This is a genomic window from Porticoccus sp. W117 (assembly GCF_030341905.1).
GTDB lineage: Bacteria > Pseudomonadota > Gammaproteobacteria > Pseudomonadales > Porticoccaceae > SCSIO-12696.
On record NZ_JATAAF010000002.1, the window covers coordinates 34,103 to 48,439 of the forward strand.

The 14,337-nt window shown below is 53.6% G+C and carries 13 protein-coding genes; 7 read left to right on the forward strand and 6 right to left on the reverse strand.

Annotated features, from left to right (window positions below):
• Window positions 1–16 precede the first annotated feature (16 nt).
• The 4 genes from sppA to arsC all read right to left on the reverse strand — a co-directional run bounded on the left by sppA (window position 17) and on the right by arsC (window position 3,316).
• On the reverse strand, window positions 17–1,864 hold the full coding sequence (gene sppA, locus QSV34_RS01905; protein WP_289151516.1) for a signal peptide peptidase SppA: 1,848 nt from the start codon (window positions 1,862–1,864) through the stop codon (window positions 17–19).
• On the reverse strand, window positions 1,857–2,276 hold the full coding sequence (locus QSV34_RS01910; protein ID WP_289151518.1) for a DUF2069 domain-containing protein: 420 nt from the start codon (window positions 2,274–2,276) through the stop codon (window positions 1,857–1,859). Before QSV34_RS01910 ends, sppA begins: the two co-directional genes overlap by 8 nt.
• 12 nt (window positions 2,277–2,288) lie before the next feature.
• Window positions 2,289–2,885, reverse strand: a complete 597-nt coding sequence (gene wrbA, locus QSV34_RS01915; protein WP_289151520.1) for an NAD(P)H:quinone oxidoreductase — start codon at window positions 2,883–2,885, stop codon at window positions 2,289–2,291.
• 86 nt (window positions 2,886–2,971) lie between these two features.
• Window positions 2,972–3,316 carry an arsenate reductase (glutaredoxin) gene (gene arsC, locus QSV34_RS01920; RefSeq protein WP_289151522.1) on the reverse strand — a complete coding sequence of 115 codons (345 nt, stop codon included), beginning with the start codon at window positions 3,314–3,316 and terminating at the stop codon, window positions 2,972–2,974.
• Window positions 3,317–3,398: 82 nt separating this feature from the next.
• On the opposite strand from arsC, the gene QSV34_RS01925 reads away from it, so the two are divergent.
• The 4 genes from QSV34_RS01925 to QSV34_RS01940 all read left to right on the forward strand — a co-directional run bounded on the left by QSV34_RS01925 (window position 3,399) and on the right by QSV34_RS01940 (window position 7,424).
• Entirely contained in the window at window positions 3,399–4,661 is a 1,263-nt protein-coding gene (locus QSV34_RS01925) for a YihY family inner membrane protein (RefSeq protein ID WP_289151523.1), read from the forward strand.
• Window positions 4,658–4,933 (forward strand): acylphosphatase, encoded by a 276-nt coding sequence (locus QSV34_RS01930; protein ID WP_289151525.1) that lies wholly within the window; start codon window positions 4,658–4,660, stop codon window positions 4,931–4,933. Before QSV34_RS01925 ends, QSV34_RS01930 begins: the two co-directional genes overlap by 4 nt.
• Before the next feature lie 58 nt (window positions 4,934–4,991).
• On the forward strand, window positions 4,992–5,921 hold the full coding sequence (locus QSV34_RS01935) for an aldo/keto reductase (RefSeq protein ID WP_289151527.1): 930 nt from the start codon (window positions 4,992–4,994) through the stop codon (window positions 5,919–5,921).
• An 81-nt stretch (window positions 5,922–6,002) separates the two neighbouring features.
• The gene (locus QSV34_RS01940; protein ID WP_289151529.1) at window positions 6,003–7,424 is read left to right on the forward strand and encodes an aldehyde dehydrogenase family protein; all 1,422 of its coding nucleotides are present in this window, start codon (window positions 6,003–6,005) and stop codon (window positions 7,422–7,424) included.
• Window positions 7,425–7,587: 163 nt separating this feature from the next.
• Here the strand turns inward: QSV34_RS01940 and QSV34_RS01945 are convergent, their stop codons facing one another.
• Together QSV34_RS01945 and QSV34_RS01950 are read right to left on the reverse strand one after the other, a co-directional pair.
• Complete coding sequence (locus QSV34_RS01945) at window positions 7,588–8,391, reverse strand: inositol monophosphatase family protein (RefSeq protein WP_289151531.1); 804 nt, start codon at window positions 8,389–8,391, stop codon at window positions 7,588–7,590.
• Window positions 8,392–8,487: 96 nt separating this feature from the next.
• Entirely contained in the window at window positions 8,488–11,493 is a 3,006-nt protein-coding gene (locus QSV34_RS01950; RefSeq protein ID WP_289151533.1) for an EAL domain-containing protein, read from the reverse strand.
• Between the two features lie 201 nt (window positions 11,494–11,694).
• On the opposite strand from QSV34_RS01950, the gene trmJ reads away from it, so the two are divergent.
• From trmJ to QSV34_RS01965, 3 genes are all read left to right on the forward strand, one after another.
• Window positions 11,695–12,489 (forward strand): tRNA (cytosine(32)/uridine(32)-2'-O)-methyltransferase TrmJ, encoded by a 795-nt coding sequence (trmJ, locus tag QSV34_RS01955; RefSeq protein WP_289151534.1) that lies wholly within the window; start codon window positions 11,695–11,697, stop codon window positions 12,487–12,489.
• Between the two features lie 88 nt (window positions 12,490–12,577).
• Complete coding sequence (gene iscR, locus QSV34_RS01960; protein WP_289151535.1) at window positions 12,578–13,057, forward strand: Fe-S cluster assembly transcriptional regulator IscR; 480 nt, start codon at window positions 12,578–12,580, stop codon at window positions 13,055–13,057.
• 30 nt (window positions 13,058–13,087) lie between these two features.
• Window positions 13,088–14,302 carry an IscS subfamily cysteine desulfurase gene (locus QSV34_RS01965; RefSeq protein WP_289151537.1) on the forward strand — a complete coding sequence of 405 codons (1,215 nt, stop codon included), beginning with the start codon at window positions 13,088–13,090 and terminating at the stop codon, window positions 14,300–14,302.
• Window positions 14,303–14,337 lie beyond the last annotated feature (35 nt).

Sequence of the window (14,337 nt, forward strand, 5' to 3'; positions counted from 1 at the left end):
CCCGGGCTACGGGTTGTCAGAGTTCCCCACACTCATAACACCGCAAGTAATACCCCTTGGGATCGTTAAGGTCGTTCAGCGCTTCAACCAGCGGGTTTGCGGTTTGCTGGATGCTTTGCGGAATCAGGCTGTCGATATTCAGCCATTGCCCCAAATCAACATTCTCCGTTAGCCCCAACATCAGAGCTTCTTGAAAACTCAGCGGTTGTTGTATCAGTTCTACCTTGTACTCGCTGATGTCTGCCAGTTTGGCGGCGGCAACAATGGCGTCTTTCAGGTTGCCCAGTTCATCCACCAGCCCCAGTTGTTTGGCTTTGGCACCAGTCCATACCCGCCCCTGGGCGACTTTGTGGACTTCTTCACTGCTGCTGTTGCGGCCCTCGGCCACGAGAGTGAGGAATTTTTGGTAAATGCCGTCAATGGCTGATTGGATTACGGCGGCGCCTTTTTCGCTCATTGGGCGTGTCGGGTTGCCAAAGCCGGCCAGTTCCGTCGTGGCTATGCCATCGCTGCTGATACCCAGCTCCGCAAAGCTGTTCTCAAAGGTGGGGATCATGCCAAACACGCCAATGGAGCCGGTGAGGGTGGTCGGGCTGGCCCATATCTGGTCAGCGTTGGCGGAAATCCAGTAACCGCCGGAAGCCGCCAGGCTACCCATGGAAATCACCACGGGAATACCTTGCGCCTTGATTTGCAGTATTTCCTGACGAATCACCTCAGAGGCATAGGCGCTGCCTCCTGGGCTGTCTACCCGCAAAACAAGTGCTTTGATGGCCGGGTCGTCACGCACCTGGGACAGTAATTCAGCCAGGCTGTCGCCGCCAATTTTGCCGGCGGGTTGTTCGCCATCAAGAATTTCACCGCTGGCTACCACCAGTGCCACCTTGTCTTCCTTGAACATATTGTCTGCTTCGCGCTGGGCAAAAATGTCTTGCAGGTAGCGCTTCATCCCTACCTGGCGGTAACCGCCATTGCCGTCGTCACCGGCCAGCTCCACCAGTGCGTCGTGCATTTGCTGGCTGGTGGCCAGCTGATCGACCAGACCATTTTCCAGAGCGAGTTTGGCGGTGTCGCCATTGTGCTGTTGCAACTCGCTGTCCATGGCATTGATGAAGCCGTTAAGGGCTCCTTTGGGGAGCCCGCGCAGGGACTCCACGCGGCTGGTGTAGTCCGCCCACAGCAAATTGAGCCACTCGCTGTTGTGGAGCTTTGATGCCTCCGACATGTCGTTGCGAAGAAACGGTTCTACCGCATCTTTAAAGCTGCCCACCTTGAATACGTGGACATTGATTTTGAGTTTGTCCAGGGCATCCTTGAAGTAGGGCCGGTATCTGGCAAAGCCCATCACTTCCACGGCGCCGAATGGGTTCAGCAGTATGCGGTCGGCGTGGCTGGCCAGAAAATATTGCCCTTGGTTGAAGTTGTCTCCGGCCACGGTGATCGGCTTGCCACTGTCGCGAAATTCCTGCAGTGCATCGCCAATATCACTGAGCTTGTTGAAACTGGTTCCGGACATGCCGTCCAGATTCAGTATCAGAGAGTTGATGCGCTCATCCTTGGCGGCGGCGCGAATGCTGCCAAGCAAATCGCTGAGCCGGGTTTCCTTGGGTTGTCCGGCCAGCAAGGCCATGGGGGATGGCGACCGGTTCAGCTGCTCGACAATACTGCCCTGGGGAGCAATGACCAGAGCGGCACTTTCAGGAATGGGTTCCGGGCGTGTGAACAGGGCAATAAGAACAACGGCCACAGTGATAATAACCACCGCTGAAATCAGCAGTCGGGCAATGCTTTTCAGCAGCCCCAGCAATGTGTTGCCAATAAAACCAAAAAATCGTCTGAATATTCCCTTGGGCTTGTCAGTCATTGTGGCTGTCCTCGCTCGGTGGATTGGTGGCGGCGTTTTCCTGGGCCAGCATGGCCATTTGGTAGCGGTGTTTTTGAATGCTGCGGCTGAATAGCATGGTGGCGATAAATAAAATCACCACCCACACCATTTCCAATGCGTCCAGTATGCCCGCGTCTGGTTCAAACAGATTAACGGTGACCGCAGTGAAATAAATCAGGCACACAAAACACAGCATCGACAAGGTTTTGTGGCGTTGTTTGATCATGCCTGGTAAAAAAATCAGCAGAGGTGCCAGAGTAATCACTTGCACCACCAGTGGCGATTTCAAGCCATTGAGGGCCAGCGTGATCCAGAGGCCGAAAAAACTCAGCCAGCTAAGAATTTTAAGTACCTTAAAACCCGTACTTGTGGGCATATCACTGGTTGCCATAGTTGCTTCTATTTATGTCGTCAGTTTTTGCGCCAGGGTGGCGATGCGTTTGCCAAGGGCGATGCAAAGCTGTGCTTCGTCATCGCTCACCGGCGTGTTGCTGTCACTGCCCGCGGTATGTGACGGGCCGTAGGGCGTGCCACCGGTGTTGGTGTGGTGCAGAGCAGATTCGGAATAGGGCAGGCCGGCAATCACCATGCCGTGGTGCAACAGCGGCACCATCATGGTGAGCAGAGTGCTTTCCTGACCGCCGTGCAGGCTGCCAGTGGAGGTAAAAACCCCGGCGGGCTTGCCAATCAAATCGCCGTTGAGCCATTGCTCGCCGCTGCTGTCGAGAAAATATTTCAACGGCGCAGCCATATTGCCAAAGCGGGTAGGGCTGCCGAGAACCAAGCCACTGCAGTGAATCAGATCGTCGCTGCTGGCGTATAAATCGCCGCTGGCGGGAATCTCCGGTTCGCTGGCTTCACAGTTGGCGGACACCGCGGGTACTGTACGCAGGCGGCCTTCCATGCCGGCGGCTTCCACACCCTGTGCAATCAGCTCCGCCATGGCGCGGGTGTTGCCGGAGCGGCTGTAGTAGAGGATCAGAATGTATCTGTCAGTCATTTCTTAGTCCGGGAGACGTGAGATGGGAGACGAGAGACGTGGTCGGTTCTTTCCCGTCTCTCGTCTCCCATCTTACATCTCTCCTTTCAGAGTATGCTCAACACCGCTTCCGGCGGTCGTCCCAGTGCGGCTTTGTCGCCGTTGACCACTATGGGGCGCTGGATCAGTTTGGGGTACTTCACCATAGCATCAATCAGCTGCTGGTCGCTCAGGGATTGGTCCGCCAGGTTGTTGTCTTTGTAGGCATCTTCGCCGCTGCGTATTAGTTCGCGAGTGGTGATGCCGAGTTTGGTCAGCAGGGTTTTCAAGGTATCGGCGTCTGGCGTACTTTCCAGATAAAGCACTATTTCAGGGATAATGCCTTTTTCTTCCAGCAATTGCAGGGTCTGGCGGGATTTGGAACATCGGGGGTTGTGGTAAATCGTAGTCATAAATTCGCGAGCCGTTGGCTAGTGGAATTGGTTAAGGGGGTGTGCTGTAATCAAGCGGTTCATTTTAAAGGCATTCTCACTTATGAGCCAATGGCACCAAAAGCCGCTGAATCTTCTGGAAACCTGCTGGCAGTTTATTGTTCACCTGACACGGCGTTTTTTTCGCGACGATTGCCCGGAGAGTGCAGCGGCACTGACTTACATGACGCTGTTTGCTCTGGTGCCTATGCTCACCCTGATGTTTGCCACATTTTCCCTGTTTCCCGATTTCAGGGGGCTGGAAGCGAAGCTGCAGTCGTTGATTTTCAGTAACTTTCTGCCGGAAGCCGGTTCAGACAGCGATACCGGCGTCCGTGTTCAGGAATACCTGACCGGTTTTATGGATCAGGCGCGTAAACTGAGCGCGGTGGGCATTGGCGTGCTGATTGTTACCTCTTACCTGATGCTGGCCAATATTGAAAAAACCTTCAATAAAATCTGGGGTACTGCCGGTGGCCGTAAAGGGCTATCCAGTTTTCTGCTTTACTGGGCCATTCTTAGCTTGGGCCCGGTACTGTTGGGGGTGGGCTTGTCCATCAACGCCTACGGTGTGATCGATCGCTTCCTGCTGGAAGATTCTGGCAGCCCGCAAGTAGGCGCCACGTTGTTGCAAATTCTGCCATTCCTGTTCGCTTGGGCTGCCGCCACCTTGTTGTTTGTTGCCGTGCCAAATTGTCGGGTTCAAATCCGTTTTGCCCTGTTCGGCGGCCTTGTTACGGTATTGCTGTTTGAGGGTTTGAAAAACGGCTTTAGCTGGGTGGTGGCAAATACCAGCTACCAGGAGGTGTATGGCACCTTTGCGGTGGTGCCCCTGTTCCTGCTCTGGATTTACCTGATCTGGACGCTGGTGTTGTTGGGGGCAGAGTTGGTACGGGGCCTGGAAACGTTTAAAACATCCGTGCGCGGTTACAGCTACCCTAACCTGGTGGCGGCGCTGATGATCTTTTCCGAAGCCGCTAAACAGCAGCGCCAGGGGGAAACTATTTCCGACCATCACATGCTGCAGGCGGGAGTGGATCAGCTGCATTGGCAACAGTTGCGCGACCTGTTTCTCGGTGAACAAATTTTGGTGAGTACCGCCAACAACCGCTATGTGCTGGCTCGAGAACTTAGCTCTCTGAAAATGGCAGAAGTGGTAAATCTGTTCGGTGAGCACTTTGCCACCGAGCCCTCTGCGGGCGCCTGGACCGTTCTGGAACGTTACCCCTGGAGCAGTCAGTTGCGGCAGTTGCTCGATAACTTTCACAACCAGTCTGCGCCGCTACTGGATAAGACGGTGGCTGAGTTGTTGCAGGAGGGGCAGTGAGCACTGATGTTTCTGTTATCGGCTACGCCAGCGGTAAAGTCCAGGGGGTCTGGTTCCGTTACTTCGTGCAACAACAGGCACAGCCATTGGGGGTGACTGGCTACGCCAAGAACCTGGTGGATGGGCAAGTTGAAGTACTGCTTTGCGGTTCTGAAGAGAGCGTCGCCCAAGTCCAGAAAGCGGTGGCCAACGGGCCGCCAGATGCGCGGGTTGATGGTGTTCAGTGGCAGAGTATTGAGGCTCAGATCGCACACGGATTTGAAATCCTTTAAGGCTTGTCGTTTTTATACATCTCTAACTTTTTATATTTTCAATACGTCTGGGTTATCTATGGATTATCGAAATCTCGGTCGCAGCGGGCTTAAAGTCAGCGCTCTTGGCCTCGGCACCTGGCTGACAGTGGGGCAAAGTCTTAATCAGCAGCAGTCAAGGGAGCTTGTCGACAGCGCCGTCGCTGCCGGTGTTAATCATTTTGATTTGGCTGACGCCTATGGCAACGGTGCCGCAGAGCGTGCGTTTGGCGAGTTGGTAAAACCCTTGCAGCGGGACGCTCTGGTGATTGCCAGCAAACTGTTTTGGCCGCAGAGTGATGATCCTAACGACTGCGGCCTCAGTCGCAAACATATTCGCGTCAGTATTGAGCGCACACTGAAAAACCTGCAAACCGATTACCTGGATATTTATTACTGCCACCGCGAAGATAGCAGTACGCCGGTTGAGGAGACGGTATGGGCGATGCATGACCTGATTGCCCAAGGGAAAATTCTCTATTGGGGCACCAGCATGTGGTCGGATAAAACGCTGAAAAAAGCGCTGGCATTTGCTGAACAGAATTCTCTGCACAAACCCATTGTTGAACAGCCGCCCTACAATCTGTTGGAGCGTTGGGTGGAGAAAAAACAGCGCTTTTACCAGCACGCCGGTATTGGCATGGTGTGTTGGAGTCCACTGGCTGGCGGGGCACTAACGGGCAAGTACGTCAATACCATGCCTGTGGACAGCCGTGGCGCCAATACCCAGTGGTTGCAGGAAATTCTCACCGATGGCAATAACGCCAAAATCGCTCAGTTTGTTAGTTTGGCAGAACAGGCGGGAGTCGCTCCGGCGACGCTGGCTATATCCTGGTTGCTGAAGCGCAATCAGGTTGCCAGCGTGCTGTTGGGGGCTACCAGTGCGGAGCAATTGCAGCAAACATTGGCGGCACAGGAGTATGATTTGCCTGTTGATCTGGACCGGCAGTTGTCAAAACTGTTTGCCTGACTCTTCCCTGATCGAGGTATAACGGTCGCTTTTTGCTGTCCATAAAATTTTTATTTACGCTTTTAAATATCGAGAAAAACCATGGAAAATTTACGCAAATTCTATATCGACGGCCAGTGGGTCGAGCCATTGGAATCCACTTCCCGTGAAGTGGAAAATCCTGCCACCGGACAGTCTTTTGCCACTACTGCCATGGGCAGCGCTGCTGATGTGGAACGTGCTATCACTGCTGCCAGGGCTGCTTTTGATTCATTTTCACAGACCAGTCGCGAAGAGCGCCTGGCCATGTTGGAGCGTTTGCTGGCCGGTTATATGGAGCGCTATGACGAGATTGCTGCTGCCATTACCCAGGAAATGGGTGCCCCTATTTCTTTTTCCAAAGCGGCTCAGGCGGATACCGGGCGCGGTCATATTCAGGCGGCTATCGATGCCCTGAAAAATTACCAGTTTGAGGAAAGTACCAGCAGCGCCCGTGTGGTGAAAGAGCCCATTGGCGTGTGTGGTTTTATCTGCCCGTGGAACTGGCCCATGAACCAGATTGTGTGCAAAGTGGCCCCGGCCATTGCCGCTGGCTGCACCATGGTTGTCAAGCCCAGTGAGGAAACCCCGCTGTCCGCCATGCTGTTTACCGAAGTCGTGCACCAGGCGGGTATTCCTGCCGGTGTGTACAACGTTATCAATGGCCCTGGCTCGGTGGTGGGCGAAGTGCTGTCGACCCACCCGGAAGTTGACCTGGTATCCCTGACCGGCTCAACCCGCGTGGGTGCGTTGGTGTCCAAAGCGGCGGCAGACAGCATCAAACGAGTGGCGCTGGAGCTGGGGGGCAAATCTCCCAACCTGATCCTGGACGATGCGGATATGGAAAAAGCGGTGAAATGGGGCGTATTCAACTGCTTCGAAAACACCGGCCAGTCCTGTAACGCTCCCACTCGTATGCTGGTGCCACAGTCTCGTTATGAAGAAGCCTTGGACGTGGCTGTTCGGACGGCTGCCAAAGTGCAAGTAGGTGACCCTACACAGGAAGGTCGCCACTTGGGCCCCATGGCCAGCAAAAAACAATACGATACCACCCAGCGCTATATTCAAATTGGCATCGACGAAGGAGCGCGTTTGTTGTGGGGTGGTTTGGGCAAACCGGAGGGACTTGAACAAGGCTACTACGCCAAACCCACTATCTTTGCTGATGTGCGCAACGATATGACCATCGCCCAGGAAGAAATTTTTGGCCCGGTACTGTGCATTATTCCTTATGGCGACGAGGAAGAGGGCATTGCCATTGCCAACGATTCAATTTATGGCTTGGCCGGCTATGTGCAGGGCAGTGATGTGGAGCGTTGTCGCCGAGTTGCGCGCCGTATCAAGGCCGGCATGATTCATCTCAACGGCGCCTACCAGGATTACGACGCCCCCTTTGGCGGCTACAAACAGTCCGGTAACTGCCGGGAGTGGGGTGCCTATGCCTTTGAAGACTTCCTGGAAATCAAAGCCATAAATGGCTTTTAAGGCTGCGGGCTTCTAGCTACGGGCTGCGAGCAGTAGGGTGGTCATCTGTTGTTCTGAGCGCAGCGAAGAATCTCTGTGATTGTTGCAATAATGAGATCCTTCGCTGCGCTCAGGATGACAATTACGCTGGGGCTGCTCGAAGCCAGCAGCGCGTAGCTCGCCGCTATTTAAGATGCCCCAAATACTTACCAACAACCTGCAACGTCGGCTTTAACAACCGCGGGCTGGCAGCCACAACATGGCCATTTTCCATATAGTTTTCCCCGCCCTGGAAGTCGCACACCAAGCCGCCGGCTTCTTTGATCAGCAGCACGCCAGCAGCGATGTCCCAGGGTTTTAGGTGCATTTCCCAGAAGCAGTCAAAACGGCCCGCTGCCAGGTAGGCTAAATCCAGTGAAGCCACGCCAATGCGACGGATGCCAGAGGAATTCTCTGCCAGTTCTTTCATGCACGCCAGGTAGTTGTCCATTTCGCTGAAGGAGGGCTCGCTAAAGGGAACGCCGGTGGCGATCAGAGCACCTTCCATAGATGTACGTCCGGTAACGCGAATGCGGCGACCGTTGAGTTGTGCGCCACGGCCGCGGCTGGCAGTAAATTCTTCGTTTTTGAATGGGTCGTAGACAACCGCGTGTTCCAGGCGGCCGTTAACGGAGCAGGCGATGGAAACTGCGCAGTGGGGGATGCCGCGAATAAAATTGGTGGTGCCATCGATGGGGTCGATGATCCACAGGTGGTCGCTATCCGGGTTGCCGGTTTCGCCACTTTCTTCGCCAATGAAACGGTGATCCGGGTACGCTTTACTGAGGTGGTGCAGTACCTCACGCTCCGCAGCCTTGTCGATTTCGGTTACGAAGTCGTTGTGGCCTTTCTGCTGGATTCTGACTTTATCCAGTTGTTCAGTGGCGCGCACAATCAGCTCGCCTGCCTTGCGCGCTGCGCGCAGGGCAATGTTTACCGTGGGTTCCATGGTCGTTCCCGATAGCAGTGTTAGGGGTTGTAAAGAGCGTAGCGCAGTGGCCATCACCGGCTGGGCGCGGGATTCTAGCAGAATAGAGTAATGATGTCAGTGTGCCGTACAGGCATCCACACCTATACGCTTTATGGCATCAAACAGTCCATCGACCGGCAGGGGTTTGGCAAAATAATACCCTTGTGCCAGATCGCAGCCGTGGCTTTTCAGGAATGTCAGCTGATCCTCGGTTTCTACCCCTTCGGCCACTACCTTGTAACCCAGAGCATGAGACAGTGAAATGATTGCCTGGGTAATTTCCACATCGCTTTGGATGTCGGGTATGTCCCGGACAAATTCGCGGTCGATTTTTATCAGGTGAATGGGCAGACGTTTCATATAGCTCAACGATGAATAGCCTGTACCAAAATCATCCACGCTTATGTTGTGTCCAATATCCCGCAGGCTCTGTAAGTCTGCGTCGATTTTGTGGCCGCGATCCAGCATATGGCCCTCGGTAATCTCCACTTCAATCTGCTGGGCATCAATGCTGTGTTTTTGCAGCGTTTGCTGAAATCTGTCAGCGATGGTGCCTGAACCAAATTCAACAGATGAGACGTTGATGGCAATGGCCTCCAGATGGCAGCCGCGCTTGGCGAGCTTAACAAGTGTTGCGCAGACTTGATCCAGCACCCAATCGGTTATCTGTTTGATGATTCCCAGTTCTTCTGCAATGGGGATGAATTCAATGGGCGAAACGGCACCCAGATCTGGGTCATTCCAGCGCAGCAGAGCTTCTGCTTTAACGGCTTTTCCTGTCTCCAGGCTAACGATAGGCTGGAAAACCAGTTCGAAGCTATTGTTTTCGAAAGCGCTGTTCAGGCCTTTTTCTATCGCGAGCCGTCGCTGCATTTTTAAGGCGAAATCTTCGTTGTGAAAATGTACTGAATCGGAATCCGAGTTTTTGGCTGCATACATGGCGCCATCGGCGTACCGCATAAGCATTTTCATGTCCTGTGCATCACTGGGGTAAAAGGCGATGCCAATGCTGGCGCCAATGGTCAGTGAATGCCCCTGAACGTCAAAGGGTTTGGTGAGTGCCTTGATGACCCTTTGAGAAACGATAGAGGCAGAGCGTTTGTCGGATGTGCGCGGCAAGACTGCGACGAATTCGTCACCCCCGATACGCGCCAGGTGGTCTGTTTCCCGGAACAGACTTTTCAGCCTATCTGCAACGGCGACCAACAGCTGATCGCCAAATTCATGCCCAAGGGTGTCGTTCACCGCTTTGAATCGGTCCAGGTCGACGAACAATAATGCCAATTCCTCGCCGCTTCGGTCGCAACATTTTTTGGCGTACTCAAGTTCAGCTATCAGTTTGTGGCGATTGGAAAGGCCTGTCAGTTGGTCGTGGTTGGCGCGATGCAGCGCTACCTGTCTTTGTTCTTTCAATTCCAGGTTTATGGTTTGCAGCTCGGCGTTTTTCGATTGGATGGCAGTTCGATGCCTGCGCATATTAATCAAAAACGCCACTACCACCGCCAGTACAATCAAGGCAACCACCAGCACCTGAATGGCCAGGCGGTAATCGACCCGCTCCTCAACTTTCAGGGCAACCCATTTGTCGCGAATGGTTTTGTGTTGGGAGTTGGGTATTGAGTTGAAAATTTTGTTCACCGCAGATACCAGTTCGGGTTCATCACTGCGGATTGCAAAGCTGATGTTGATGGGGTTTTCGGTGGGTACGGAGCCTATTTTCAGGGATGTTTGGTAACGTCTTGATATTTCATGGCTTGCGGCCAGTATAAAATCCAGAACACCAAAAACCTGATTGGATTCAATGAGCTGGTACGCGTCAGCTCTGCTATCGATCTGCTTAAAACGGATGTTGGGGTAGCTTTGCTGAAGGTCGTTGAGATTTGAATAGCCTTTGATCACCGCAATTGTGGCATCCGGCAGCTCACCGAGTGAGCTAACAAAAGGTGAATCCAGCCGAGTGACCAGAACGAGATCGTCACTGTACAAAGGCACCGTTGAGGTGATTCCTTCCTTGCTGTTTCCGGTATCGGCAAAAAACGTTGCAAGGTCGCAATTGCCCGCCTTGATGTTGGCGGCGGCTTGATCCCATTGACTAACGGGAACGATGGAGAAGGGTCTTCCCAAACTATCCGACGTGATGGTCAGATAATCCAGGCTCATTCCCTGATGGCCGTGTACATCGGTCGATTCAAAAGGAAGGTAGCTAGACAACACACAGGCAGAAAACCCCTGCCGATCTTGTATGTAGGCAATTTCCTGTGGCGAAAATCTGGCTTCCGACGTTAAAAATGTGCGCGCGGCAGTTTCACTGCCTGTCCACTTCTCCATGATTGCCGCAGTGGTTTCCTTTGGAATACTCCTCAAGGATTTTTCCAGAATGCTGCGCAGCACTGGCCAGTCTCGCCTGACCGCCATATGCACATTGTTGACGTCAAAATTTATTGGGAAGGCCGGTTTCAGGCCGAGAATATTGTGCTGCAAGGAGTACCAACCCACACTGGCGGTATTTTCGATGATGGCATCGGCTTTACCCACAACAACTGCATCAATAGCATCCAGTACTGTGGGTACTTGCCGTATTTTTATGCCGGGGTGACTGTCTGCGAGATGCTCAATAGACGCATAGCCTTTTGGGATGGCGACAGTCTTTCCTTCCAGTGACATCAGATCGACAATGTCAGGTCTTTCCCCTTTGGTAAATACGTAGTGTCTGACCGTGATATAGGGGTTGGTCATGTTATAAATCTGGCCACGCCTGTTGCTCCAGTACATCATGGGAACCATGTCTATTTCCCGGTTATCGAGCAGTTGCATCAGCTCTGACCAGGTGTACCCGGTAACAACTTTGAATTTGAGCCCGGAAATCGTTTCGATTTCATCCAGGTAATCCTTGGCGGCTCCCTGGTAGATGCCGTCGGCCACGAAATCCATGGGCGGCCAATCCATTTCGCCGCCGACGACAATTTCCGGGTTGGCTTTGATGAACTGTATTTCTTCTTGGGAGAGATCGAGCGTGGTTGCGGCCGAATGGCTGCAAGCCAAAATAAGACTGATGATGATCCATTTTGCTTGTGAAAGCATTAAGGGCCCTCAATGGCTCTTTTTATTATCTGCCGCTTCTCGCTGCAGGCGGCTTAAGCCATTTCTCGTTGCGAGACATCATACACTCTGACAAAGGCCACCATCAAAGTGTATGAGTGTGGGCGTATATTCAGTGATGCCGTAGAGTTACCCGGAAAGAATCTATTAATGATAGAATCCGCGCCGATTTTAGAGGCCCCTATGACAGATATTCTCAAAACTGACCTTCTCAAAAAGGTACGCATCGTACTGGTAAATACCACCCATCCCGGCAATATAGGTGGGGTGGCGCGCGCCATGAAGAATATGGGGCTAGAGAAGCTGTATCTGGTGGAGCCCAAAGAATTTCCTTCTCACCGGGCGTTTCAACGGGCCGCCAATGCTCTGGACATTCTCGATAACGCGGTGATTGTAAATACCCTGGATGAAGCCCTGGTGGATTGTGGCTTGGTAGTAGGGACCAGCGCCCGCAGCCGCGGTATTCCCTGGCCCATGCTCAACCCCCGTGAGTGCGGCGAAAAGGCGGTATCGGAAGCCACCGAGCACGAGGTGGCGCTGGTGTTTGGCCGCGAAGACCGTGGCCTCACTAACGAGGAATTACAGCGTTGCACTTACCATGTGCATATTCCCACCAACCCGGATTACAGTTCCCTTAACCTGGCAGCGGCAGTGCAGGTACTGACTTACGAAACTCGAATGGCGGCGCTGTTAGCGGAAGAGGGGACGTTGCCGGATCTCAACGACTGGGATATTCCCCCCGCCAAACACGATGCTCTGGAACGCTATTACGAACATCTGGAACAGGCACTGGTGGATATTGATTTCCACAACCGTGACAACCCGCGCCAGACCATGGCCCGCTTGCGGCGGCTGTACGGGCGCATTCGCCTGGATGAGATGGAACTGGCGATTTTACGGGGTATGCTCACCTCCATTCAGCGCGCGGCGCGGCAGCTAAAGCAGGCGGTAAACGGGAATTCTGAAAGCGAGAAATAATTCCTACTAAATTAGTCTATTATTTACTTGACTAAAAAAGTTGGTTTTTCCATAATTGCCCTCGGTTAGAGTTATTTAGAGTGTCACTATGCGCCTGACAACCCGTGGACGATACGCCGTTACTGCCATGCTGGATTTGGCACTGCACGGCGACGCTGGCCCCATCAGCCTGGCGGATATATGCAAGCGCCAGGGCATTTCTCTTTCTTATCTGGAGCAATTGTTTGCCAAGCTGCGCCAGAATGATCTGGTGTCCAGTGTTCGCGGCCCCGGTGGCGGTTATCGCCTCAGTCGTGGCGCCAGCAGCATTGATGTGGCGGCTATTATCGACGCGGTCAACGAGTCGGTGGATGCCACCAACTGCTCCGGTAAAGGCAACTGTCAGGACGGGGAAATTTGTTTGACCCACCATCTGTGGCAGGAACTCAGTGACCAGATTTACCAGTTTCTCAGCGGTATCAGCCTGGCGGACCTCACCGCCCGTGCCGATATCCAATCCATTTGCCTACGTCAGAACGAAGTGGCGCAGGTAAGTGGCGAGCCCCTGATAGCGGCCAGTGGCCATTAAAGTACAAAAGTACGTAAGGTGTTGTAACCCATGAATTTGCCTATCTATTTCGACTATGCTGCCACCACCCCCGTTGACCCGAGAGTGGCGGAGAAAATGGCCGAATGCCTCACCACCCAAGGGGTGTTTGGCAACCCGGCATCCCGCTCCCACGCCTTTGGCTGGCAGGCGGAAGAACTGGTGGAAGAAGCCCGTCGCCATGTGGCGGATTTGATCAACGCCGATCCACGGGAAATTGTCTGGACGTCAGGCGCAACGGAATCCGACAACCTGGCCATCAAGGGTTGTGCCCACTTCAACCAGAAGCGTGGCAAGCACATTATCACCTCCAAAATTGAGCACAAAGCGGTGCTGGACACCTGCCGCCAATTGGAGCGTGAGGGTTTTGAAGTTACCTATCTGGAGCCGGACAGTGACGGCATTATTCAGCCGCAGGTAGTGGCGGACGCCATTCGTGAAGACACCACTGTGGTGTCGCTGATGCACGTGAATAATGAAATTGGTACTGTCAACGACATTGCTGCCATTGGTGAAATCTGCCGTGAGCGCAAAGTGTTTTTCCACGTGGATGCTGCCCAGAGTGCGGGCAAAGTTGTCATCGACCTGGAAGCCATGAAAGTGGACTTGATGTCATTCTCCGCTCACAAAGTGTATGGCCCCAAAGGTATGGGGGCGCTCTATGTGCGCCGCAAGCCCCGTGTTCGCATCGAGGCCCAGACCCACGGTGGTGGCCATGAGCGCGGCATGCGCTCCGGCACTCTTGCTACCCACCAGATCGTTGGTATGGGTGAGGCATTCCGCATTGCCCGCGAGGAAATGGCCGATGAAGCACTGCGCCTGAACCGCCTGCGGGATCGCCTGTGGAGCGGCTTAAAAGATGTTGAAGAAGTGCATCTCAATGGCTCAGAGAATCACCACGTGCCTGGCCTGCTCAATGTCAGCCTGAATTTTGTCGAGGGTGAGTCCCTGATTATGGCCCTCAAAGACTTGGCGGTTTCCTCCGGTTCGGCCTGTACCTCCGCCAGCCTGGAACCTTCCTACGTGCTGCGCGCTTTGGGCCTGAACGACGAACTGGCTCACAGTTCCCTGCGTTTCAGTATTGGTCGTTTTACCACTGAGCAGGAAGTCGATTACGCCATCGACAAGGTAATACACGCGGTGGGCAAATTGCGGGAGCTTTCGCCCCTGTGGGATATGTATAAAGACGGTGTTGATTTGGATCAGGTTGAGTGGGCCGCACACTGATCTGAAATCTGATTTATTGAGTGTTTTTTGCTACC

Bases quoted from the DNA above. Each gene is read 5' to 3' on its own strand.
- sppA (WP_289151516.1), bottom strand. From the start codon at position 1,864: ATGACTGACAAGCCCAAGGGAATATTCAGACGATTTTTTGGTTTTATT.
- QSV34_RS01910 (WP_289151518.1), bottom strand. From the start codon at position 2,276: ATGGCAACCAGTGATATGCCCACAAGTACGGGTTTTAAGGTACTTAAA.
- wrbA (WP_289151520.1), bottom strand. From the start codon at position 2,885: ATGACTGACAGATACATTCTGATCCTCTACTACAGCCGCTCCGGCAAC.
- arsC (WP_289151522.1), bottom strand. From the start codon at position 3,316: ATGACTACGATTTACCACAACCCCCGATGTTCCAAATCCCGCCAGACC.
- QSV34_RS01925 (WP_289151523.1), top strand. From the start codon at position 3,399: ATGAGCCAATGGCACCAAAAGCCGCTGAATCTTCTGGAAACCTGCTGG.
- QSV34_RS01935 (WP_289151527.1), top strand. From the start codon at position 4,992: ATGGATTATCGAAATCTCGGTCGCAGCGGGCTTAAAGTCAGCGCTCTT.
- QSV34_RS01940 (WP_289151529.1), top strand. From the start codon at position 6,003: ATGGAAAATTTACGCAAATTCTATATCGACGGCCAGTGGGTCGAGCCA.
- QSV34_RS01945 (WP_289151531.1), bottom strand. From the start codon at position 8,391: ATGGAACCCACGGTAAACATTGCCCTGCGCGCAGCGCGCAAGGCAGGC.
- QSV34_RS01950 (WP_289151533.1), bottom strand. From the start codon at position 11,493: ATGCTTTCACAAGCAAAATGGATCATCATCAGTCTTATTTTGGCTTGC.
- trmJ (WP_289151534.1), top strand. From the start codon at position 11,695: ATGACAGATATTCTCAAAACTGACCTTCTCAAAAAGGTACGCATCGTA.
- iscR (WP_289151535.1), top strand. From the start codon at position 12,578: ATGCGCCTGACAACCCGTGGACGATACGCCGTTACTGCCATGCTGGAT.
- QSV34_RS01965 (WP_289151537.1), top strand. From the start codon at position 13,088: ATGAATTTGCCTATCTATTTCGACTATGCTGCCACCACCCCCGTTGAC.